This window comes from Rosenbergiella epipactidis (assembly GCF_018494055.1).
GTDB lineage: Bacteria > Pseudomonadota > Gammaproteobacteria > Enterobacterales > Enterobacteriaceae > Rosenbergiella > Rosenbergiella epipactidis.
In genome coordinates, this window is sequence record NZ_JABBFQ010000001.1 from 154,598 (window position 1) to 176,001 (window position 21,404).

The following is a 21,404-nucleotide window of genomic DNA, read 5'->3' on the forward strand; positions in this document are numbered from 1 at the left end:
AAATTAGGATCTTTCCGCTTTTTATGCTAAAAACCGTTCAAATCATGAAAATATTCTGATTAATGAGGCAAGGGGCGTCGTGATTTTAAGACAAACTGCCATTTTTAAATTTTTGCTGCTGAGTAATATAGCTCGCAATTCATTCTCTAGGAACTCCATGACGTGAAAAGCAAACTTTTGCTGTTGACGGTTCTTACGCTGTCAGCCTGTTCACAGCATCCGACACAAATTTCAGAAATTCCTTCTGACCAAAGCTCCAAATTTTTACTCGACCCACAAGCTATTCCTAAACCGGGTAAAGTGATCACCAACGATCATTGGTCCCATTATACCCAAGATGCCGCCAGTCATTATGGCGTTGACCCGAAACTTGTCAGCGCCATTATTAGTGTCGAATCCGGTGGAAATCCAAAAGTGGTGAGTCACTCTAACGCTATCGGTTTGATGCAGATAAAAGCCTCGACGGCGGGGCGTGCCGTCTACCAAGCGACGGGACGTCGTGGGCAACCGACCGGACACGAGCTAAAAGATCCGGCAAAAAATATTCAAATTGGTACGGCCTATTTGAAGTTGCTTCAAGAAAATGAGTTATCGGGAATTAAAAATCCGGTGACGCTACGCTATGCCACCATTGTTTCCTATGCCAATGGCGCAGGAGCCTTGATGCGTATTTTTTCATCAAGTCGTGAGCGAGCGATTGCGAAAATTAACCGCATGACACCTGAGCAGTTTATCAGTTATGTACAACGCGAACACCCTGCAGCCCAAGCGCCACGGTATCTGCGTAAAGTAACCGAAGCTTATCAAGACAGTTAACATCATAAATAATAAAGTTTTTATTAATTTTTATTCGCCACTGTTAAAATTGTTGCCTATAATAATTTTGACAGTGTTTAAAAATATTCATTAATCACTTTGTGAATGACTAAATTTATGTTTGTCAGATAAGGAGCAGTAAATGGGTATTCTTTCGTGGATTATCTTTGGTCTGATCGCAGGGATCCTTGCGAAATGGATTATGCCAGGTAAAGACGGCGGCGGTTTTATCGTTACCGTTATTCTGGGAGTTGTGGGTGCGGTCGTAGGTGGCTGGATCAGTACGTTCTTCGGTCATGGTCGTGTTGACGGCTTCAACTTCGGAAGCTTTGTGGTCGCAGTTATCGGCGCAATCGTCGTACTGTGGATCTACCGCAAAATCAGAAGCTAAATTCTGACGAATGAAAAAGGCCATCTGATGATGGCCTTTTTTTATGTCTAGTGATCAGGAATCACTGCAGTGCATCGCCTTCATGTTACAATTGTTCAACGCAATTGCTAACCATAGGCCAATCAGATGAATGAATTCTCGTTACTTTGTCGAATTTTAGGGACACTTTTCTACCGCCACCCAAACGATCCCGCGGTCGAGCCACTCTGGGACCTTCTCGCACAAGGCAAACTCAATCAACACTGGCCCCTCGAACAAGATGAGCTTCTGGCTCAGTTACAACGCCCCTACCCGCGTGACACCTTATGTGCCGATTACGATGCGCTATTTAGTGGTGAATCGCCGGCAGTTACGCCTTTTGGTCACCAATGGCCACAAGGTCCTGCCGAAGCTGAAGTGAAAAACTTCTTAACCACTCGCGGTATGTCACTTTCCGATACGCCTGCAGACCATTTCGGTTTACTTCTGCTTGCCGCATCGTGGTTGGAAGATCACGCTGAGGATGACGAAAACCAAGCCATTATCATTCTCTTTGAAACACTACTGCTACCTTGGTGTGGTGCATTCTTAGGTAAAGTCGAGGCCCATGCGCAGACTGGATTTTATCGTGCACTCGCGATGACAACCCGCGGTGCGGTGCAAGCAATGGCCGAAGAGTTGATAGAGACTGAGGGTCTTGAAGACGAAGAGGAGCAGTAAGATGCATTATGACACTGGATTGATTAATGAGTTAGTCGCCTTGCGCCGTGCCTTGCATCAGCATCCTGAGGCCGCATTTGAAGAAGTCGCTACGGCCGCTGCCGTCAAAGCCTATCTTCAACAGTGCAATATGGATGAGATCCACACGGGTATCGGGAAAACCGGCATCGTCGCCCTGATCGAAGGTAATCGACCAGGTAAAATGATCGCCTTGCGTGCGGACATGGATGCGCTACCCATGCAAGAAGGGCACGATGCTTCGCAGGTGGCACATTGCTCGACGATCGCTGGCAGATTTCACGGGTGTGGCCATGATGGTCATACCGTGATGTTGCTGGGGGCCGCAAAATTATTGGGCCAACACCGTGACTTTGCTGGGACGTTAGTCTTTATTTTCCAGTGTGCTGAAGAGAACTTACTGGGCGCCCCAGCAATGCTCGACGATGGGCTGCATAGGCGTTTTCCTTTTGATGAGATCTATGGTCTGCATAATATGCCGGGCCGCCCTCGAGGTATTATCGAGGTTAATCAAGCGGCAACCCTTACCGCCAGTGATATTTTCAGCCTGAGGTTACAGGGTAAAGGCGGACATGGTGCGGTTCCCGAGCGGTGTGTCGACCCTATTGTTATGGCGTCGCGGTTAATCGCGGACTATCAAACGATCGTCAGCCGATCTATAAGCCCTCTCCACACGGCGACCATCAGCTTCGGTTCCATTCAGGGGGGCAGTTCCCATAATATCATTCCTGATCAAGTGACCTTGACGGGCACGGTACGCACCTATGATCCGCACGTCCGGGTTGAAGTAAAACAGCGTATGCAGCAATTACTCGACAGCGTTACACAAGGTTTCGGCGGTAAGGGCGATATTACTTATCTTGCGGGCTGTCCTGCGGTGATTAACAATACCGAATTAGCAGGGGAATTGGTTACTGCACTGCAGTCATGGCGCGGTGTTGAGTCCTGCTATCTTGCGAATAGCCCAGTAGGGCCTTCCGAAGATTTTGCCTTTTACCTTGATTATGCACCAGGGGTATATGGCTTCTTGGGGATAGGCGATAAACCAATGTGCCATCATCCTGAGTACGATTTTGATGATGGAGTCATTGGTCAAGGTATCGATTGGTGGCTTAACGTTGCGTATGCGCGTGCAGAGTATCGTCGTTGAGTCGTAATGGATTTAGCCTAAGGTTTTATCAGACCAATTATGCTGGCACCGGTACACCCAAGCGGGCGGGACATTCTTTAAAACACGTTGTCTTTCCCAAATAAAATAGCGAGATAACTCTGGTTGCGTGAGGGAGGTGTATTGGAATTGAATAAATACACCGCCCGGCGCGAGTGTTTCATGGACCTTTTCTAAGATGGCGTGACGGATTTTCGCGGGTAATGATAACAGCGGGAGTCCAGAGAAGATCACATCATAGTGGCCGGTCAAATGTTCAGCCGAGTGTGAATGAATAGACATGCGGTCATCTTGAATCTGCCGCAATTTTTTAACTAAGGGCGGGCTGATTTCAAACACGTCCAATGAGGCATCGTTAGCAAGATGTTGCAGTAAAACGCGGGTGAGTACGCCATCTCCTGCGCCTAATTCTGCCGCACGAGTGACATTTTGCCAGTCAGCGCACTGTGCCATTGTTTCGCAAAGTATAAGAGATGAGGGGGTTATGCTGCCAATCGCGCGAGGATTACGAATGAATTGTTGGACAAATCCTGCTTTTGAACGGAACATATTTATTGCTGAAGCCAGCATATCAACCTCCTGTTAGTACTCAATGAACTACTTAGTCTTCAGTGTAGAGTGAAAGTGCCAGAATAGAACGATTTTTTTATGCTTTATAAGATTAGTCTGTAAGCAAATTCGTCAAAAACTTTTTACCTCACTCACAAAAAATCTTATTAGGTTGTGACAAAACCCATCACGCCAGCTAATTTAACACTTATTTAACATGTGAATGAGGGTTATATGCGCTACGCGACACCGAAAGAAAAAGCATCGTTAATTGAGCTAAAAGACCGCTACGCCAACTATATTGATGGCCAGTTTACCCCACCCACATCAGGCGGTTATTTCACTAATACTTCTCCCGTCGATGGCTCAGTTATTGGTGAGTTTCCTCGCTCACAGGCGGAAGACATCGATTTGGCGGTCGAGGCAGCCGCGAAAGCGTTTATAGGCTGGAGTAAGGTGTCTGTTCAGCAGCGCACGGAAATTTTATTAAAAATAGCCGACAGGCTGGCAGAGGCCAGCGAACGTTTTGCCGTGAATGAGACATGGGATAACGGCAAACCGGTACGTGAAACCTTGGCGGCTGATGTGCCGCTCGCCGTGGACCATTTTCGTTACTTCGCTGGCTGCCTGAGAGCGCAAGAGGGGAGTTGCGCGGAAATTGATGAGACGACAGTCAGTTATCATTTCCATGAGCCTCTGGGCGTGGTGGGGCAGATTATCCCATGGAACTTCCCACTGTTGATGGCGGCATGGAAATTAGCCCCAGCGCTTGCCGCGGGCAATTGTGTGATACTTAAACCCGCAGAGCAAACGCCGTTATCGATTACCTTGTTTGCTGAGCTAGTGGGGGATCTCCTCCCCAAAGGGGTGTTGAATATCGTGCATGGCTTTGGTCGTGAAGCAGGTGAGGCGTTAGCTGGCCATAAGGGTATCGCGAAAATCGCCTTCACCGGCTCGACGGCCACGGGTCGCCATATATTGGAACTGGCAGCCAAAAATATTATCCCCTCTACCGTCGAGCTTGGCGGTAAATCACCCAATATCTTCTTTGAAGATATTATGGACGCTGAGGAAAGCTTTATCGAGAAAGCGGCAGAAGGTTTAGTGCTGGGCTTTTTAAATCAGGGTGAAATTTGTACCTGTCCTTCACGTGCGTTGGTTCAAGCCTCGATCTTCGACCGTTTTATGGCGGTGGTGATGCAGCGCATGAAAACCATTAAGCGGGGTCATCCACTCGATACGGAGACGATGGTGGGCGCGCAAGCGTCTCAACAACAATTCGATAAGATCCTCTCTTGGCTGGATATTGCACAGCAGGAGGGGGCTGAAGTGCTCGCGGGTGGACAGGCAGAATCCTTATCAGGAGAGTTAGGATCAGGCTTCTATATTCAGCCGACGTTACTCAAGGGTGATAATAGCATGCAGGTATTCCAAGAGGAGATCTTCGGACCGGTGATTGGTATCACCACGTTTAAAGATGAAGCAGAAGCCATTGCTATCGCCAACGATACCATTTATGGCTTAGGGGCTGGGGTTTGGACGCGTGATACGAATCGGGCTTATCGCGTAGGGCGCGCGGTACAAGCGGGTCGTGTTTGGACGAACTGCTATCACCTCTATCCGGCCCATGCAGCGTTTGGCGGTTATAAGCAGTCAGGCATAGGCCGTGAGACACATAAAATGATGCTAGACCACTATCAGCAGACTAAGAACTTACTGGTTAGCTATGGCATCGAACCTTTGGGGCTATTTTAAGGTAATAGGGCGGCAAACTGCCGCCCTTATCGATTAATGAATAAACATTACCGATACACACAGAATCCCCACAATCAGCGTAATAAAATTCCCTACGCTGCGATAAGGTTTCAGTTCTTTAATGAGCCAAGTTGAAAGCGTTGGCATAATGAACAGAATCATGGCGATTAATGGGCCACTGATCGCATAAATCATCGATAGCGCATTAGGATTGATACTGCACACCCCAAAAGTAATCAGCGATACAATCAAGACAGACAGTGCGCGATTGAATCGATGACTCCGGTTAATACCGACTTGTTTAAGAGTGGTACGCGTCAGTTCAGTTGCCCCCTCAATTACCCCGAAGTATGTGCCTAGGAACGATTTCGACATCGCGACTATTGCCACGACTATCCCAGATAGCGCTAACCAAGCTGGTGAATCAGGCTTCATCGACAGTGCCGAGAGAATCGTTAATCCTTTATCCTTTGCTTCATGAATATACGCATTGGGGATAGAGAGATAGCAACTGAAAACGAAAAACAACACGCTCAGGCTAATCACCAAATAGGCCCAACGCATAATACGTTTACAGCTAGAGATCGCCTCGTCGCCGTGGGCTTCACGTTGTGCCACCGAAAAGGTTGAGATAATAGGCGTATGGCTAAACGCAAAGACCATTACCGGGAGAGACAACCATATTTGGTGTAAGCTGGCCGTGGTAAATTCGCCATGAAGCGACAGCAATTCGGGATGCCAATCTTTGACCATATAGCAGGACAAAAAGAAGAAGTAGGCCAGTATAGGGAAAACCAAAAAGCCCATCACCCGTATCGTTGCTTGACGTCCCATTAAGAAGATCAAATTTAACAGCACCACGACCAACAGACTCAAGCCTATCCTGGCGAGATGTGACAAGGGATAATGGGCAGATATTTGCTCGATAAGGGAATTCGTAATAGCTACGGCATAAATTAAGATAATAACGAAGAAAGCGATAAAATAGAGGAAGGTAATGACATTACCCACACGCTTTCCATAGTAATATTTTACCGCATTAGTGATACCATCTCCGGGTTCACGCGCTGGAGCCGCGAGGATAAACTGACTTAAGGCTTTATGCGGCCAATAGGTCAGTGGCCACGCAACAAGGGCAGTGAGGAAGAGGACCAGGGTCCCTGCGGAACCGAGTTGGATAGGGAGAAAGAGTGTGCCTGCACCTACCGCTGTACCGTAAAGGGCAAAACCCCATAGCGTAGCTTCTTTTGACCAAAATCTTGCCATCGATGAATTGATTATCCTGGTTAAATTGAAAAAGGCCGCTAATCTATCACATTAATTTGATTACTGTTAGAACGATTGATGGAGTCACTATGAGTAAGAAAGTATGGGTACTAGGCGATGCGGTAATCGATCTACTACCAGAAAGTGAAGGTCGTCTATTACAATGCCCCGGTGGCGCGCCTGCTAACGTCGCGGTGGGAATCGCTCGTTTAGGCGGTAACAGCGCGTTTATCGGACGCGTGGGCGAAGATCCTTTTGGTAAATTTTTACAAAATACCCTGAAAAAAGAGCAAGTTTCTACCGACTATATGCATTTTGACGCGGAACAACGCACGTCGACGGTGGTTGTGGGACTGGATGAGGAAGGAGAGCGTTCATTTACCTTTATGGTGAAGCCGAGTGCTGACCTCTTTCTCGTGAATCAAGACCTGCCAGGCTTTCAAGCAGAAGAATGGTTACATTGTTGCTCTATCGCGCTGAGTCGTGAGCCAAGCCGTGCTACCACGCTCGAGGCGATGGCGCGGATCCGCCGCGCGGGGGGGAAAGTCTGTTTTGACCCGAATATTCGTGAAGACTTCTGGCCAAACGAACAAACGTTACGTGACACCTTAGCGCAAGCACTTACGCTTGCGGACGTTATCAAACTCTCGGAAGATGAATTACAGTTTATCAGTGGCAGTCATCAGCTCGAGCAAGGTATTGCACGGGTGGTTGAGGCCTATAAGCCAGAGCTGCTTGTTATCACCCGGGGTAAAGAGGGGGTAACCGCGTTCTATCAAGGCAACCTGAGCTATCACGAAGCGAAACCCGTGGTCAGTGTCGATACGACGGGGGCGGGGGACGCTTTTGTTGCAGGACTGCTGTATGGGCTCTCAACGCGCGGGTTCCCACAATCGAGCGCTCAACTCGAAAGCGTGCTTGCGCTTGCGCAAGTCTGCGGCGCATTAGCTACCACCGCCAAAGGCGCGATGACGGCACTGCCATACTATTCTGAGATCACTAAACAGTTCTAAGCGCCAGTCCCGTCGTTTATTTTAATGTGTTTGTGATGAAAAACAGTTACAATACACCCACAAAGTATAGGGTTTTTATTTTTTTAGAATGAGGTTTTTCATGCAAGCACTTCCTCCTTGCCCCCAATGCCAATCCACCTTTACCTGGGAAAATGACGGTACGCTAAACTGCCCTGAATGTGGCCATGAATGGTCCACCACTGCCACGGCAGGTGATGATGAGGGGCTTATTGTGCGCGATGCGAACGGTAATTTACTGAGTGACGGTGATGCGGTTACCGTGATCAAAGATCTAAAAGTAAAAGGTAGCTCAACACCGCTTAAAATCGGGACCAAGGTCAAAAGCATCCGTTTAGTTGAGGGTGACCACAATATCGATTGTAAAATTGACGGCTTTGGCCCGATGAAATTGAAATCCGAGTTTGTGAAAAAGAATAGCTAAGCAATAATTTCCCCCATAGCCGCCGAGGTTATGGGGGATTTAGTTACAGTGTCACTTTTTTATCAGGTAGCGTCGGCAGTTTACGTCTTCCCAAAAATATCCCCCCAAACAGCAACATAACACTGACTATCGCTGAGATAATCCAAAATAGATGTTGGTAGCCATACTGGTCATGTAACGCCCCCAGTGGAAAAGAGATGATCACAACGCCTAGAGAACTGGCGACTTGAAAGCCTATCAGGAAAATTGTTGAGGAGAGGCGTTTATCGAAGTACAGCGTGCTGTATTTAAAAACGGCTATCACACAGAGAGGAACTTCTAAGGCATGCAGTAATTTCACGGCTGAAATCAGGTAAGGGTTGACGCTGACTGCGCAAGAGAAAATCCTAATTGCCATGATCATCACGCCCAATAACAAGGCATTTTTGGCCCCTATTCGGTTGACTAATAGCGGGGTGATCGCCATAAACAAGGCTTCAAGGATCACTTGTGACGCGTTGAGGTAGCTATAGATCTTTGCTCCCAACGTCGCCGAGCTGAAGAGCTGAGTATAGAAAATCGGAAATAGCTGCTGGTCGAAGATATTATAAAAAGACCATGTGCCAATGACGAATAGGACGAACAACCAAAAGTGTTTATCGCTTAGCACGGCGGTAAAATCTTGGCGAGTGATGGTTTTCTGCTGCTGAACCACCTGTTTTGGCGGGGTAAAGCGGTAATTGAGATACGCGAAGCCCACACCAAACAGCGAGACGAGCCAAAAGTTAAGGTTTGGATCAAGACTAAACAAAATACCCGCCACAAATGCCCCTAAGGCGTAACCTAAGGAACCCCATGACCTTGCCGTGCCATATTCAAAATGGAAATGGCGGCTGATCTTTTCAGAAAAGGCTTCGACTAGGCCAAAGCCAGCTAAGTAACCGATGCCGAGAAATAGCGCGCCAATGATAGCGCCTATATAGAACGAGTTCAGTAACAGAGGCTGGTAGATAAAGGTCATAAAGGGGCCGGTGAGTACCAGTGCAGCGCTAATCACCCACATCAAGGTTTTTTGTAAGCCCAACTTGTCTTGTATTACGCCATATCCGAGCATGAAAACGATACTCGTCGTTTGATTCAGCGCGTACAGCATCCCCAGCTCCGCGCCGGTTAGGCCAATACGTTGCTTAAGCCAGATGGCATATAACGACCACCAGAGCGACCAACAAATAAAAAACAGGGCTGAGTAGCCCGAAGCAATACGGTAATTAGGGTTTTTAAAAGGGATTGAAAGCACCATCATCGTCTCCCGAATGCGTCGATTAGGGATAGTGATACGCTGTTTTAAATTTTTGAGAATATGCTGAGTACTAAAGCGTAATCTTTATCACACTTATCCTTGGTTAACGTTAACATTTGTGATTTAACGCACACTTCTAAATGATAATCTCTTTGCAGTACGCTGGGTTAACGTTAACAATAACAGCAATTCAGTTTAGGAGTGATTGCTATGAATAGTTTGGAACAGGGTCAACAGGCGCTCGATGCGCGCTATCCTCAACGCGGTAACCTTTACTATCCTCATTTTCATCTTGCGCCCCGTGCGGGCTGGATGAACGATCCGAATGGGTTGGTCTATTTCAATGGACGCTATCATGCTTTTTATCAGCATCACCCTTTCAGTGCGGATTGGGGACCCATGCATTGGGGCCATGCCACCAGTGAGGACATGGTGCACTGGCATCACCAACCAATAGCCTTGGCGCCTGATAGCGAAGCGGATCGTGATGGCTGCTTCTCTGGCAGTGCTGTGATTGATAAAGGGCAATTGGCGTTGATATATACTGGCCATCGTTGGTTGGGCGAGGTAGGGGATGACAGTCAAATCAGTGAAGTACAGTGTTTAGCGACCAGCGACGACGGTATTACCTTCACCAAACAGGGCGTTATATTGCAGCCGCCAGCGGGAATTATGCATTTTCGCGATCCTAAAGTCTGGTACGAGGCAGGAAGCTGGTGGATGGTGATTGGTGCTCGCGACGCGCAGCAGCAGGGGCAGGTATTGCTCTATCGAGGGGATTCGTTGACTGCCTGGACCTTTGATCGGGTTCTCGCGCATGCCAAGGCGGATGAAGGCTATATGTGGGAGTGCCCGGATTTCTTTGCACTAGGCGAGCACCATTATTTACTCTGTTCACCTCAGGGAATCGCCGCTCAGGGGGATAGATTTATGAATCTATTTCAAAGTGGCGTGATTGCGGGCCACTGGTCTGCGGGCGGTGATTTCACCGCTCAGCAAGCCTTTAAAGAGTTGGACCATGGCCACGATTTTTATGCTCCCCAAAGTTTTGTCGCCGCGGATGGCCGCCGTATCGTGATAGCCTGGATGGATATGTGGGAGTCACCGATGCCGACCAAGGCGGAAGGATGGTGTGGATGTTTTACGCTCCCGCGTGAGTTAACGGAAGAAAAAGGGCAACTACGCCAGCGCCCGATTCGCGAGTTACAGACTTTACGTGGCGAGGGCAGTGACTGGGCCCCTCTGCAACTGACTGGAGAGAAGTTGCTGCAAACGTCTGGAGAGGCTGCGGAGTTGAGTATTCGCTGGGAACTCCACCAGGCAAGTGCTACCACCTTTGGTCTGCATGTAGGTCAGGGTCTCACTCTGCTTTATAACGTGGCGGAGCGACGGTTATCGCTGACGCGCGACTATTCGATTGAAGGATTAGCGGATTCACGGCATTTCGAGATAAGTGATTGCACCATGATGCACTGGCAGATCTTTATCGATCGCTCATCGATCGAGGTGTTTATCAATGACGGTGAAGCCGTCTTCTCTAGCCGTATCTATCCAACGGAAGGCGATCGCCAGCTTAAGGTATTCAGTACCGCAGGGGATGTGGCGATCACTCAGCTAAATTATTGGCCGCTACGCTCGGCAATAGACTGACGCTCCAGTAGGGGACAGGCGAACTTATGCACGCCAGGCTTGTCCCACTGCTCAATCAGATGGCGAGCCGCGTGCTCGCCAATTTGATAATGAGGGAGCTGTAAGGTGGTCAATCCGGGTAAAAAGAGATGACCGACGCCCACCAAATTATCGAAACCGATTACGGCCATCTCGTGCGGGATCTTGATACCCATCGTCAGAAGTTGCTGATAGGCCACAAAGGCGGCCCGATCATTACCACACACCACCACGTCATAAGCGAATGAAGGGGGCGTAATATGTGTTGCCAGCACCGAGGCGAACGCTAAGTAACCTTCATCCCCTTTCGGCATATGCAATTGCGTCACCTGATCCAAACTTTTGCCCGCATCACGCCAAGCGTGCTCGAAGCCTAACCGTCTCGCCATTGGCGCGAGTTCGTGCTCGGGTAACCAGTAGCAGAGAGGACGTTGGTAGCCACGTGCCAGTAAGTAGTGTGTGGCATCATATTGCGCTTGATAATCGTCAGGGATATAACTGGCGAGGTGTGGATCGTCCGATACACAGTTAGCTAATACCACGGGCAGGCCCTGTAGAGCTTCAGGTAGCTGAATTTTACGCAGTCCCATCGTGGTATAAATAATGCCATCAGGTCGATGCGCCAACAGTTCGCGGACCGCCCGTTGTCGATCATCTGCCGCGGAAACGTTAATGATGAAACTATCCCAGCCTAGCCGCTGGGCTGTTTGCTCGATAGCTAATAGCAGATCAACAGAGAAAGGGGTGGTGGCGGTATCTTCTGCCAGAACAGCGAGAGTGCGGGGCTTATTGGCCTGCCCGCGGATTTTCTGTGCAGACAGGTCCGGCACGTAGTGGAGCTGCTTGATGGCCTCTTCGACACGCTGACGCGTTGCTGGGGTGACCCGTGGGGCATTATTGATCACCCGGGACACCGTCATCATGGATACTCCTGCCAACTGAGCAACGTCTTTAAGTGAAGCCATATCATCCCCTTTTTATGCTTACCGGTAGTCTACCAAAAAGCGAAACCGGTCACAGCACTAACTCCGCGTGTGCAGTCTTCCATCCTTGCGTAATCCTCCGAACTCCAAGGGAGATCACAAAACAACAGGTGACAGCTGTTTTGTCCATATCTTCGCATTTTCTCGCTCTGAACAGCCGTCACAGATTGGCTTAAGGTGAAGACGTTTACCTAACCGCTATAGGCAAAAATAATGAAGATTGCTGAGATGACTAAAAAAGAGGGACAGGAGACACGTCGAATGACCCTGTTTGTTTCCGTGGCGGCCGCAGTGGCTGGCCTACTGTTTGGATTAGATATCGGCGTCATCGCGGGCGCTCTGCCTTTTATTGCTGATCACTTTACGCTCAGTAATCGGCTACAAGAGTGGGTGGTGAGCAGCATGATGTTGGGCGCCGCCATCGGCGCACTGGGTAATGGCTGGTTATCGTTTCATTTAGGGCGCAAGTACAGCCTACTGATTGGTGGGCTACTCTTTGCCATCGGGTCGGTGGGTTCTGCGTTAGCGCCGAATATCGAACTATTATTGATTGCCCGGGTACTACTTGGCATAGCCGTGGGTATCGCCTCTTATACCGCGCCGCTCTATCTCTCTGAAATGGCGAGCGAGAATGTGCGCGGCAAGATGATCAGCATGTACCAACTGATGGTCACCTTCGGGATTGTACTCGCGTTTTTATCGGATACGGCGTTTAGCTACTCAGGAAACTGGCGAATGATGCTTGGAGTGTTAGCCTTCCCTGCGGTCGCCCTGATTATTATGGTGGTCTTTTTGCCTAACAGCCCACGCTGGTTAGCTGAAAAGGGCAGAGATATCGAAGCCGAAAAGGTACTGCGCTTATTACGTGACAGTTCCGAGCAAGCACGTCATGAACTCGACGAAATTCGTGAGAGCTTACGGATTAAACAAGGTGGCTGGCGCTTATTCTTGGCAAACCGTAACGTTCGGCGGGTTGTATTTCTCGGCATGCTGTTGCAAGCAATGCAGCAGTTCACGGGAATGAATATCATTATGTATTATGCACCGCGGATCTTTAAGATGGCAGGCTTTACCACGACTGAGCAGCAGATGATCGCGACCTTAGTGGTAGGACTCACCTTTATGTTTGCCACCTTTATCGCCATATTTATGGTGGATAAAGCCGGGCGTAAACCGGCATTAATTATCGGCTTTTGTGTTATGTCGCTCGGAACCTTTGTCTTGGGTTACTGCTTGAAGTTATTTGAGCAAGGCCACGCTTCACCTTTACTCCCATGGCTCTCTGTCGCCATGACCATGCTATGTATTGCCGGTTATGCGATGAGCGCCGCGCCAGTCGTTTGGATCCTCTGCTCTGAGATCCAACCGCTTAAATGTCGCGACTTTGGCGTAACCTGTTCGACCACCACCAACTGGGTCGCCAATATGATTATCGGTGCAACCTTCTTAACCTTACTCGATGCCATTGGCGCCGCAGGCACTTTCTGGTTATACACCGTGATGAATATTGCTTTTATTCTTATCACGCTCTGGTTAATCCCGGAAACCAAAAATGTGACACTAGAATTTATCGAGCGACGTCTGATGCGCGGCGAAAAGCTACGCAATATTGGCGTCTAACGACGAGGGCCAGCGTATTAGCGCTGGCCTTCTGCATTAGTTAATCGTTGCTGGCTACAGTTGACTCTAAACTCACTGGGGCTGCTACCGGTACATTTACGAAAGACGCGCGAGAAATAGAGTTGGTCATCAAATCCCACACTGCTACCAATAGCGGCGATCGACAATTGACTGGTACTCAGTAACAGTTTTGCTTGATTGATCCGTTGATCCTCCCGCCATTTTAAAACACTCACCCCTAAGTGCTGACGAAAAAGATGCGACAAGCGCGAGGTGGAGAGGCAGACGCTTTCAGCCACATCGCTAATGTCCAACTGATTATCACTAAGATGCTCGTTCATATATTGGCAGGCGGCATGAATACGCGGATCCAGCTGTCGTTGCAGCGGGTCGGTGACCGACTGTTGGCGTCGAATTAATAATTGTTCTAACAGATTCATGGCGAGCATCTCCGAATAGAGGCCGCCTAGACTTACCGTCTCAATGATTTGAGTGAAAAGGGCGCTATAAATCGCTTCGTCTTCCTCTTGCGGGCGATAGAAGCCAGTGTGAGCCACTAAGGATGGCCATTTAAGCCATTCTCGCCAATAGGCCCTAGGTCGAAAATAGACCCATTGATGGTGCCAACAGGCTGCATCAGGATGACGTCCATAATGATGGACCGCCTCAGGCGAAAACAGCCACAGATCGCCGGCGCGACACGCATGGGGCGTAGTGCCCTCTAAAATAATCCCTTCACCTTTCACCGTGTAATTGATGATGTAGCCCTTCATCCCTTCTGGGCGATGGATAAAAAAATCCAGATAACTCGCTTTATCGATCGGGGTGAGCCCAGCCACCAAGTGCGTATTAAAGGAGTAGCCGGGTAATAACGGATCGAGTTGAGGCTCTGGGGCATGACTGGAGGTCAATGTACGTAACATCATAGATCCTTAGCCTTACATTGAGGCGCTATTGTGCAACCGATTTTCGCAGGGTCAGAGCATAGTAGGGAGGATTGAGGCGGAGGTGTTATCTCATCGAGCAGAAATTAGTGCTCCATCACACTTCATTTATAGATAGCGGTTTTCTCCATATCCTTAGCATCCTCGCCCTTACGTCAAATACGTAGCACCCCGTAAGGTGGACTGAGAATTTACGATAAGGGGAGCGATCATGCCTATCAGCTTAGGTCTTGATTTTGGGAGTGATTCAGTTCGTGCATTGGCCGTTGATTGCGAAACCGGCGCGGAAGTCTCGAGTAGTGTTGCTTACTATTCACGCTGGCAGCAGGGCCTGTATTGTCGCCCAGAACATGGACAATTTCGCCATCATCCCGCTGATTATATTGAGTCGATGCAGCAGGCGATCACTGAGACAGTGCAGCAGTTGACAGACGTTCAGCGACAGAATGTTATCAGTATCGGGGTCGACAGTACCGGCTCGACGCCTGCGCCGATAGATAGCCAAGGGCAGGTGTTGGCGCTACGGCCTGAGTTTGCCGAGAATCCCAATGCCATGTTTATGCTATGGAAAGATCATACTGCAGTCCAAGAGGCTGAAGCAATCACCGCCCAGTGTCAGGCGGCGGGAGCGGTAGACTACACTGCTTACACGGGGGGCGTTTATTCGAGTGAGTGGTTTTGGGCCAAAATTATCCACATCACGCGCCAAGATCCCCTGGTCGCCCAACACGCAGCATCATGGGTTGAATTGTGTGATTGGGTTCCGGGACTGTTAACCAACAAAGTGACACCAGACATTTTGATAAGGGGGCGCTGCAGTGCAGGCCATAAAGCCTTATGGCATGACGATTGGCAGGGGTTGCCTCCACAACACTTTTTCGAAGCGATTGAACCGCGCTTATTTGAGTACCTTCCTTATCCGCTCTATCAGGCTACCTCTACCGCCGAGCAAGCCGTCGGAACGCTCAGTGCAGACTGGGCCGAAAAGCTTGGCTTGTCCACTCAAGTGGTGGTCAGTGGGGGGGCATTCGATTGCCATATGGGGGCCGTTGGCGCCGGTGCTCCACCTAACACATTAGTCAAAGTAATTGGCACCTCAACTTGTGACATTGTCACAATTGACCCTACACATCTCGGTAAGAAAACGATTCAGGGGATCTGTGGGCAGGTTCCGGGCAGTGTTGTCCCTGAATTAATTGGCTTGGAGGCAGGCCAATCGGCTTTTGGCGATATCTATGCGTGGTTTGAACGCGTGTTACGCTGGCCCTTGCAGCAATTAGCTGACAAGCAACCCACCCTCGCACCTGAAATTGAACGCTATAGCCAATGCCTACTCAGTGACCTGACTGAAGCATGGCAGCGCGATCCTAAGCTTGACCACCTTCCTCTGATTATCGATTGGTTTAATGGTCGTCGTACGCCCGTTGCCAATCAGCGCCTAAAAGGGGTGATTACCGGCTTAACCTTGGCGACGGAGGCTCCTGCGTTGTTCGGTGGCTTGATTGCGGCTACCGCCTTTGGTGCGCGAGCCATTATGGACTGCTTTATCGAACAAGGCGTTGCCATCGATCATGTCATGGCGTTGGGCGGCATCGCCCGTAAAAATCCGGCCATTATGCAGGTATGTTGCGATGTCTTAAATCGGCCTCTAGAGATTGTTGCCTCGGACCAGTGCTGTGCCTTGGGGGCCGCTATCTTCGGTGCGGTGGCCGCCGGACATTATCCGGATATCGCCAGTGCTCAACGCGTGATGGCCAGCGGGATTGAGAAAACGCTATCGCCGCAACCCGCTAATGTCGAAGCCTACCAACACCTATACCAACGCTACTGCCAGTGGGCAGTCAGCGTCGAATCACACTATCGGCATCCGCACAAAGTTGATGCAGCGTAGCAGGAGAGAATGATGAAAAATATTTTCGAGCAGTACGAAATTTGGTTTGTAATCGGTAGCCAGCATCTCTACGGCGCAGAGACCTTAAAGCAGGTATTTACACAGGGTGAAAAGGTCGTGCACGCCCTTAATCAATCGGGGACTTTACCCTGCCAATTGGTACTCAAACCCTTGGTTACCACGCCACAAGAGGTGACCGCGCTCACCCGCGAAGCCAACTATCATACGCATTGTGCAGGGATAGTGGTTTGGCTGCATACGTTCTCACCGGCGAAAATGTGGATTAATGGCTTAGTGGATCTGCATAAACCGTTGCTGCAATTCCATACCCAATATAATGCCGCCTTACCATGGGGCGAGATTGATATGGACTTTATGAACCTAAATCAAACGGCACATGGCGGGCGGGAATTTGGCTTTATCGGCGCGAGAATGCAGTTAGAACACCAAGTGGTTACCGGGCATTGGCAGCAACAGGCGACTCAACAGCGCTTGGCTCAGTGGATGCGCACCGCTATCGTTAAACAAGATACGCAATCGCTTAAAGTCGTACGCTTTGGCGACAATATGCGTGAAGTGGCGGTTACTGAGGGGGATAAGGTTGCGGCACAAATCCGCTTTGGCTACTCAGTCAACACTTGGGCTGTCGGTGATTTAGTGTCGGTGGTTAATCAGGTCAGTCAGGGAGCAGTCAATGCCTTGATGGATCAATACGAAGCCTCTTATCAATTGACCCCAGCCGCGCAATCTAAGGGGGATAAGCGGCAAAATGTGATCGATGCCGCCCGTATTGAACTGGGGATAAAACAGTTTCTGCAAGAGCGTGAGGCCCACGCTTTCACTACGACCTTCGAGGATTTACACGGACTGGCGCAACTGCCCGGTCTGGCTGTGCAACGGTTGATGCAACAAGGGTATGGTTTTGCCGGTGAAGGGGATTGGAAAACCGCCGCGTTAGTGAGAATGCTTAAAGTCCTGGCCATCGGCTTGCCGGGCGGCACCTCTTTTATGGAAGATTATACTTACCACTTCGAGGAGGGGAATGACCTAGTACTGGGTTCGCATATGCTTGAGGTCTGCCCAACGATTGCCACGCCTCAGAAACCGATTCTCGATGTCCAGCCCTTAGGCATTGGCGGTAAGGCCGACCCGGCACGGCTGATTTTCTCTACCGCTACGGGCCCAGCGGTTAATGTGAGCCTGATTGATCTCGGTGATCGATTCCGACTATTGGTCAATCAAGTTGAGGCCATTACTGCACCCCATAAGTTACCTAAGCTACCGGTTGCCAATGCGTTATGGCGTGCTCAGCCCGATTTACCTACGGCCTCTGAGGCATGGATGATTGCTGGCGGTGCCCATCATACGGTATTCAGTCAGGCCTTAACCATTGAGGATACGCGTCGCTTAGCCGACCTCTACGGTATTGAAATGGCGGTCATCGATCAGCACACCACCTTGGCGAGTTTCCGTGACCAGTTACGTTGGAACGATGCGTATTTCCGTTTTCAACGCTGAGTAGAAAGGAGGTCTTATGCTTGAGGCGCTAAAGCAACAAGTGTTCGCGGCAAACCAAGCGTTGCCCCAGCACAATCTGGTGACTCTCACTTGGGGGAATGTCAGTGGGGTGGATGAGACGCGACAGTGGATAGTGATAAAACCTTCTGGTGTCGAGTATCGGAGCATGACCGCAGAGGATATGGTGGTGGTGAGTGTAGAGAGTGGTGAAGTGGTGGAGGGACATTATCGGCCTTCCTCCGATTTACCGACCCACCGCTATCTTTATCTTACTTATCCTCAACTGGGCGGGATTGTGCATACTCATTCGCGTCATGCCACGATTTGGGCGCAAGCAGGGCGGAGTTTACCGGCGTTAGGTACCACCCATGCAGACTATTTTTACGGAGAGATCCCCTGCACGCGAGCCATGCACGATGCGGAAATTCGTGAGCAGTACGAATGGCAAACCGGTGCGGTGATTGCGGAAACGCTTCAGGCCCATCAGTATCAGCCTGAAGAGATGCCGGGGATTTTGGTCAACGCCCATGGGCCTTTTACTTGGGGTAAAGATCCGGCGCATGCGGTGGAGTCGGCGATAGTGCTGGAAGAGATTGCCTATATGGCACTCTTTAGCCAGCAGCTACAGCCACGATTAACCGCGATGCAAGCCACGTTACTCGATAAACACTATCTGCGTAAACATGGCAAGCATGCCTACTACGGCCAACGGTAGCTTGCGAGACGTTAGCCAAGGAGTGCTAATTATTTGAATTTGAGCAGTTTAACCGTTTCGTCGATATCGACTTCGTCTTCACTAAACACCAAGGTTTCCCCTTGGAAGGTGGTGATAGCGATTTTACGTAAGGTCCGCGTCGCCTCAGGATCGGTATTGGTTTTCGGGCGAATGGTATTCATTAGCATCCCAACACTTAACACCGTGTTCGCTTTGTCGATGCTTTGGTTCGCTGGAACCTCTTCGCTATATAACCGATAGTTTTTAATTGCCGTAATTTTCACTCGCTCACCGGCAATAAACAGGTATTTGCTCGGCGGGATCACTTTTACCGCATAGGCCGACAGACCTTTGTTGTTGGTGGTCGGTTCGAAAGTGACCGCCGCATCTTTTTTGATTAACTCGGGGTTAGCGACTTTAACCTCGTGGAAATAACGGTTATCACCCATCTCGTCTTTGATAAAGCCAAAGCCTTTCTCTTTAAACCAGGTGGTGATGGTGCCGTTTAATGCCATGTTATCCTACCTTATGTCTGACTTTCTTCACTGCGCGCAGTGTAATGCATATTGCGGTAAGACTCTATCGCTTAGCGTGGGAAGGTGGGATTTTAAGAGGGACATTTATCATCGATGCGGGCTGGAGAAGGGATATAGCAACGTATTGTGCAAGTTGTAGTATTTCTGATGAACCATCAGAACGATTATCCTTTAAGCAGATAGATTAAAAATAAAGGCAGAACGGCTGCGACTATTCTGCCAATATGGGTAACACATATCAGGTATTATTTTTTACTACAGTTGTACTACCATTATTTTTTACGGAAGCAATACCTGTATCTCGGCTCTGTGCGGAGGCATAAAGTTGACTAGTTCCGATAACTTGGTGATTAGCTGCTTTCAGATTGAAATGAAATTTACCATTAGCGGCGACTTTCTTTTCATACCGTTCATCCAACGAACTGTTTGTTTGAACGGAGTGAATACCATTCTCCGCAGAGCTTTTTGTTGTATAGAGCTCACTGGTGAGAATAATCTCTCCGTTACCGGCTTTAAGTACAAATCTAAACTGATTATCGCTGCTTTTACTCAATTCGAACCAACCAGACATGTTAACTCCTTGATGTAAATTGCTAATATAAACGGCTTGGATTATTGCCATCGGGCAGATTGAGTATGCACAAAAAGAAACACATATTCCAATTTGAAACGGTGTTCTCTTATCTGTTGATTTATGACGTGAGAGTAGAATGGGTATTTTTCTATGATATTTGTGGCGATATAGCGCCGCAGTGAAGCACGCATTCAGGGTATATTAATCACTAGAACGTTTTTCCAGTGCTAATTTATGACTATTGAGCCTTATTTTGATTAAAGGCTGTATTGCGTCATTATTGTACAGGTGATTGATTAAAGACATTGAGGCAATAAAGGGTCGTATAACGTTAACAAGTGCGGCGGTTTAATCTATGAACTAAAAACCCGCGATAAGTCGTGGGTTTTATAATTTTTTGTGAGTCTTATAAGATTAAGCGAAACCTCATAAGAAGACACAATAATTTATACGTTAAATAAGAAATTCATAATATCGCCATCTTTAACGATATATTCTTTCCCTTCTGCACGCATTTTTCCAGCTTCTTTCGCACCTTGTTCACCCTTATTGGCAACAAAATCGTCGAAACCAATGGTTTGTGCACGGATAAAGCCTTTCTCGAAATCAGTATGGATTTTACCTGCAGCTTGTGGCGCGGTCGCGCCGACAGGAATGGTCCATGCACGGACTTCTTTTACCCCAGCGGTAAAGTAGGTTTGTAGATTAAGTAGGCGATACCCCGCGCGGATCACACGGTTTAAGCCTGGTTCTTCAATCCCCAGCTCTGCCATAAACTCGTCACGCTCGTCATCTTCCAGCTCGGAGATATCAGACTCGACTGCTGCGCAGACCGGCACGACTACGGAGCCTTCTTGCTCAGCAATCGCGTAAACCTGATCCAAATATGGATTGTTTTCAAATCCATCTTCGTTGACGTTGGCGATATACATCGTCGGTTTTAAGGTCAGGAAGCTTAGGTAACGAATAGCCGCTTTTTCATCGGCATCAAGGTCGAGGCTACGTAACATACCGGCATTTTCTAAATGCGGTAGGCATTTTTCCAGCACCGCAAGTTCTGCTTTCGCATCTTTATCGCCGCCTTTCGCTTTCTTCTGTAGACGTTGAATCGCACGCTCACAGGTATCGAGATCAGATAAAGCCAATTCGGTATTAATGACATCAATATCATCAGCAGGGTTTACAGTGCCAGAGACGTGGATGATGTTATCGTTTTCGAAACAACGCACAACGTGGCCGATCGCTTCGGTTTCACGGATATTGGTCAGGAATTGGTTACCTAAGCCTTCACCTTTCGACGCGCCTTTTACCAATCCGGCGATATCGACGAATTCCATGGTGGTGGCGATGGTGCGTTGAGGTTTAACGATCTCAGCAAGTTGATCGAGACGAGTATCAGGCATGGGTACCACGCCGGTATTCGGTTCAATGGTACAAAACGGAAAGTTAGCCGCTTCGATACCTGCTTTCGTCAGTGCATTAAAAAGAGTGGATTTACCGACATTTGGCAGGCCCACGATACCGCATTTGAATCCCATGCTTGACTACCTTATTACGTT

20 protein-coding genes are annotated in these 21,404 nt (G+C 48.9%); 12 read left to right on the forward strand and 8 right to left on the reverse strand.

Annotated elements, in window-relative coordinates:
- The first annotated feature begins 162 nt into the window (after positions 1-162).
- The 4 genes from HGT71_RS00760 (at position 163) to HGT71_RS00775 (ending at position 3,074) form a co-directional block, all read left to right on the forward strand.
- Entirely contained in the window at positions 163-816 is a 654-nt protein-coding gene (locus tag HGT71_RS00760; RefSeq protein WP_214216107.1) for a transglycosylase SLT domain-containing protein, read from the forward strand.
- Between the two features lie 142 nt (positions 817-958).
- Entirely contained in the window at positions 959-1,207 is a 249-nt protein-coding gene (locus HGT71_RS00765) for a GlsB/YeaQ/YmgE family stress response membrane protein (RefSeq protein ID WP_048912025.1), read from the forward strand.
- Positions 1,208-1,333: 126 nt separating this feature from the next.
- The gene (locus HGT71_RS00770; protein ID WP_214216108.1) at positions 1,334-1,906 is read left to right on the forward strand and encodes a TorD/DmsD family molecular chaperone; all 573 of its coding nucleotides are present in this window, start codon (positions 1,334-1,336) and stop codon (positions 1,904-1,906) included.
- Between the two features lies 1 nt (position 1,907).
- The gene (locus HGT71_RS00775; protein WP_214216109.1) at positions 1,908-3,074 is read left to right on the forward strand and encodes an amidohydrolase; all 1,167 of its coding nucleotides are present in this window, start codon (positions 1,908-1,910) and stop codon (positions 3,072-3,074) included.
- Between the two features lie 12 nt (positions 3,075-3,086).
- Here the strand turns inward: HGT71_RS00775 and HGT71_RS00780 are convergent, their stop codons facing one another.
- Entirely contained in the window at positions 3,087-3,662 is a 576-nt protein-coding gene (locus HGT71_RS00780; RefSeq protein ID WP_214216110.1) for a class I SAM-dependent methyltransferase, read from the reverse strand.
- Positions 3,663-3,875: 213 nt separating this feature from the next.
- Here HGT71_RS00780 and exaC point away from each other — a divergent pair, with 213 nt between their 5' ends.
- On the forward strand, positions 3,876-5,396 hold the full coding sequence (gene exaC / locus HGT71_RS00785; RefSeq protein ID WP_214216111.1) for an acetaldehyde dehydrogenase ExaC: 1,521 nt from the start codon (positions 3,876-3,878) through the stop codon (positions 5,394-5,396).
- Positions 5,397-5,429: 33 nt separating this feature from the next.
- Here exaC and HGT71_RS00790 read toward each other — a convergent pair whose 3' ends face one another.
- Positions 5,430-6,662 carry an amino acid permease gene (locus HGT71_RS00790; protein WP_214216112.1) on the reverse strand — a complete coding sequence of 411 codons (1,233 nt, stop codon included), beginning with the start codon at positions 6,660-6,662 and terminating at the stop codon, positions 5,430-5,432.
- An 89-nt stretch (positions 6,663-6,751) separates the two neighbouring features.
- Between HGT71_RS00790 and HGT71_RS00795 the strand changes: the two genes are divergently transcribed.
- The gene (locus HGT71_RS00795; RefSeq protein WP_214216113.1) at positions 6,752-7,675 is read left to right on the forward strand and encodes an aminoimidazole riboside kinase; all 924 of its coding nucleotides are present in this window, start codon (positions 6,752-6,754) and stop codon (positions 7,673-7,675) included.
- 100 nt (positions 7,676-7,775) lie between these two features.
- On the forward strand, positions 7,776-8,117 hold the full coding sequence (locus tag HGT71_RS00800; RefSeq protein WP_048913200.1) for a zinc ribbon domain-containing protein YjdM: 342 nt from the start codon (positions 7,776-7,778) through the stop codon (positions 8,115-8,117).
- A 43-nt stretch (positions 8,118-8,160) separates the two neighbouring features.
- Here the strand turns inward: HGT71_RS00800 and HGT71_RS00805 are convergent, their stop codons facing one another.
- Positions 8,161-9,396, reverse strand: a complete 1,236-nt coding sequence (locus tag HGT71_RS00805; protein WP_214216114.1) for an oligosaccharide MFS transporter — start codon at positions 9,394-9,396, stop codon at positions 8,161-8,163.
- A 204-nt stretch (positions 9,397-9,600) separates the two neighbouring features.
- Here HGT71_RS00805 and HGT71_RS00810 point away from each other — a divergent pair, with 204 nt between their 5' ends.
- Positions 9,601-11,046, forward strand: coding sequence for a glycoside hydrolase family 32 protein (locus HGT71_RS00810; RefSeq protein ID WP_425328661.1), 1,446 nt, complete (start codon positions 9,601-9,603; stop codon positions 11,044-11,046).
- On the opposite strand, the gene HGT71_RS00815 is transcribed toward HGT71_RS00810, so the two are convergent.
- The gene (locus HGT71_RS00815; RefSeq protein WP_214216116.1) at positions 11,016-12,029 is read right to left on the reverse strand and encodes a LacI family DNA-binding transcriptional regulator; all 1,014 of its coding nucleotides are present in this window, start codon (positions 12,027-12,029) and stop codon (positions 11,016-11,018) included. The two genes, HGT71_RS00810 and HGT71_RS00815, sit on opposite strands and share 31 nt — an antisense overlap.
- Before the next feature lie 246 nt (positions 12,030-12,275).
- On the opposite strand from HGT71_RS00815, the gene HGT71_RS00820 reads away from it, so the two are divergent.
- Complete coding sequence (locus HGT71_RS00820; protein ID WP_241606582.1) at positions 12,276-13,667, forward strand: sugar porter family MFS transporter; 1,392 nt, start codon at positions 12,276-12,278, stop codon at positions 13,665-13,667.
- 17 nt (positions 13,668-13,684) lie between these two features.
- On the opposite strand, the gene araC is transcribed toward HGT71_RS00820, so the two are convergent.
- Positions 13,685-14,590, reverse strand: coding sequence for an arabinose operon transcriptional regulator AraC (gene araC / locus HGT71_RS00825; RefSeq protein ID WP_214216117.1), 906 nt, complete (start codon positions 14,588-14,590; stop codon positions 13,685-13,687).
- Between the two features lie 232 nt (positions 14,591-14,822).
- Here araC and HGT71_RS00830 point away from each other — a divergent pair, with 232 nt between their 5' ends.
- From HGT71_RS00830 to araD, 3 genes are read left to right on the forward strand one after another with little or no spacing between them, the layout of a single operon-like run.
- The gene (locus tag HGT71_RS00830) at positions 14,823-16,502 is read left to right on the forward strand and encodes a ribulokinase (RefSeq protein ID WP_214216118.1); all 1,680 of its coding nucleotides are present in this window, start codon (positions 14,823-14,825) and stop codon (positions 16,500-16,502) included.
- A 12-nt stretch (positions 16,503-16,514) separates the two neighbouring features.
- A complete protein-coding gene (gene araA, locus HGT71_RS00835; protein ID WP_214216119.1) occupies positions 16,515-18,020 on the forward strand; it encodes an L-arabinose isomerase in 1,506 nt (501 codons plus the stop codon).
- 16 nt (positions 18,021-18,036) lie between these two features.
- The gene (gene araD / locus HGT71_RS00840; RefSeq protein ID WP_214216120.1) at positions 18,037-18,735 is read left to right on the forward strand and encodes an L-ribulose-5-phosphate 4-epimerase; all 699 of its coding nucleotides are present in this window, start codon (positions 18,037-18,039) and stop codon (positions 18,733-18,735) included.
- Positions 18,736-18,764: 29 nt separating this feature from the next.
- Here the strand turns inward: araD and HGT71_RS00845 are convergent, their stop codons facing one another.
- From HGT71_RS00845 to ychF, 3 genes are all read right to left on the reverse strand, one after another.
- A complete protein-coding gene (locus HGT71_RS00845) occupies positions 18,765-19,250 on the reverse strand; it encodes a cold-shock protein (protein ID WP_214216121.1) in 486 nt (161 codons plus the stop codon).
- A 259-nt stretch (positions 19,251-19,509) separates the two neighbouring features.
- Positions 19,510-19,842: a YegP family protein gene (locus tag HGT71_RS00850; RefSeq protein WP_214216122.1), complete on the reverse strand. Its 333-nt coding sequence runs from the start codon at positions 19,840-19,842 to the stop codon at positions 19,510-19,512.
- 449 nt (positions 19,843-20,291) lie between these two features.
- Positions 20,292-21,383: a redox-regulated ATPase YchF gene (gene ychF, locus HGT71_RS00855; protein WP_214216123.1), complete on the reverse strand. Its 1,092-nt coding sequence runs from the start codon at positions 21,381-21,383 to the stop codon at positions 20,292-20,294.
- Positions 21,384-21,404 lie beyond the last annotated feature (21 nt).

Excerpts from the sequence above, each read along its gene's own strand:
- HGT71_RS00790 (WP_214216112.1), bottom strand. The coding sequence starts at position 6,662 with ATGGCAAGATTTTGGTCAAAAGAAGCTACGCTATGGGGTTTTGCCCTT.
- ychF (WP_214216123.1), bottom strand. The coding sequence starts at position 21,383 with ATGGGATTCAAATGCGGTATCGTGGGCCTGCCAAATGTCGGTAAATCC.
- araC (WP_214216117.1), bottom strand. The coding sequence starts at position 14,590 with ATGTTACGTACATTGACCTCCAGTCATGCCCCAGAGCCTCAACTCGAT.
- HGT71_RS00775 (WP_214216109.1), top strand. The coding sequence starts at position 1,908 with ATGCATTATGACACTGGATTGATTAATGAGTTAGTCGCCTTGCGCCGT.
- HGT71_RS00805 (WP_214216114.1), bottom strand. The coding sequence starts at position 9,396 with ATGGTGCTTTCAATCCCTTTTAAAAACCCTAATTACCGTATTGCTTCG.
- HGT71_RS00820 (WP_241606582.1), top strand. The coding sequence starts at position 12,276 with ATGACTAAAAAAGAGGGACAGGAGACACGTCGAATGACCCTGTTTGTT.
- araA (WP_214216119.1), top strand. The coding sequence starts at position 16,515 with ATGAAAAATATTTTCGAGCAGTACGAAATTTGGTTTGTAATCGGTAGC.
- HGT71_RS00850 (WP_214216122.1), bottom strand. The coding sequence starts at position 19,842 with ATGTCTGGTTGGTTCGAATTGAGTAAAAGCAGCGATAATCAGTTTAGA.
- HGT71_RS00830 (WP_214216118.1), top strand. The coding sequence starts at position 14,823 with ATGCCTATCAGCTTAGGTCTTGATTTTGGGAGTGATTCAGTTCGTGCA.
- HGT71_RS00800 (WP_048913200.1), top strand. The coding sequence starts at position 7,776 with ATGCAAGCACTTCCTCCTTGCCCCCAATGCCAATCCACCTTTACCTGG.
- araD (WP_214216120.1), top strand. The coding sequence starts at position 18,037 with ATGCTTGAGGCGCTAAAGCAACAAGTGTTCGCGGCAAACCAAGCGTTG.
- HGT71_RS00815 (WP_214216116.1), bottom strand. The coding sequence starts at position 12,029 with ATGGCTTCACTTAAAGACGTTGCTCAGTTGGCAGGAGTATCCATGATG.
- exaC (WP_214216111.1), top strand. The coding sequence starts at position 3,876 with ATGCGCTACGCGACACCGAAAGAAAAAGCATCGTTAATTGAGCTAAAA.
- HGT71_RS00845 (WP_214216121.1), bottom strand. The coding sequence starts at position 19,250 with ATGGCATTAAACGGCACCATCACCACCTGGTTTAAAGAGAAAGGCTTT.
- HGT71_RS00765 (WP_048912025.1), top strand. The coding sequence starts at position 959 with ATGGGTATTCTTTCGTGGATTATCTTTGGTCTGATCGCAGGGATCCTT.
- HGT71_RS00795 (WP_214216113.1), top strand. The coding sequence starts at position 6,752 with ATGAGTAAGAAAGTATGGGTACTAGGCGATGCGGTAATCGATCTACTA.
- HGT71_RS00770 (WP_214216108.1), top strand. The coding sequence starts at position 1,334 with ATGAATGAATTCTCGTTACTTTGTCGAATTTTAGGGACACTTTTCTAC.
- HGT71_RS00780 (WP_214216110.1), bottom strand. The coding sequence starts at position 3,662 with ATGCTGGCTTCAGCAATAAATATGTTCCGTTCAAAAGCAGGATTTGTC.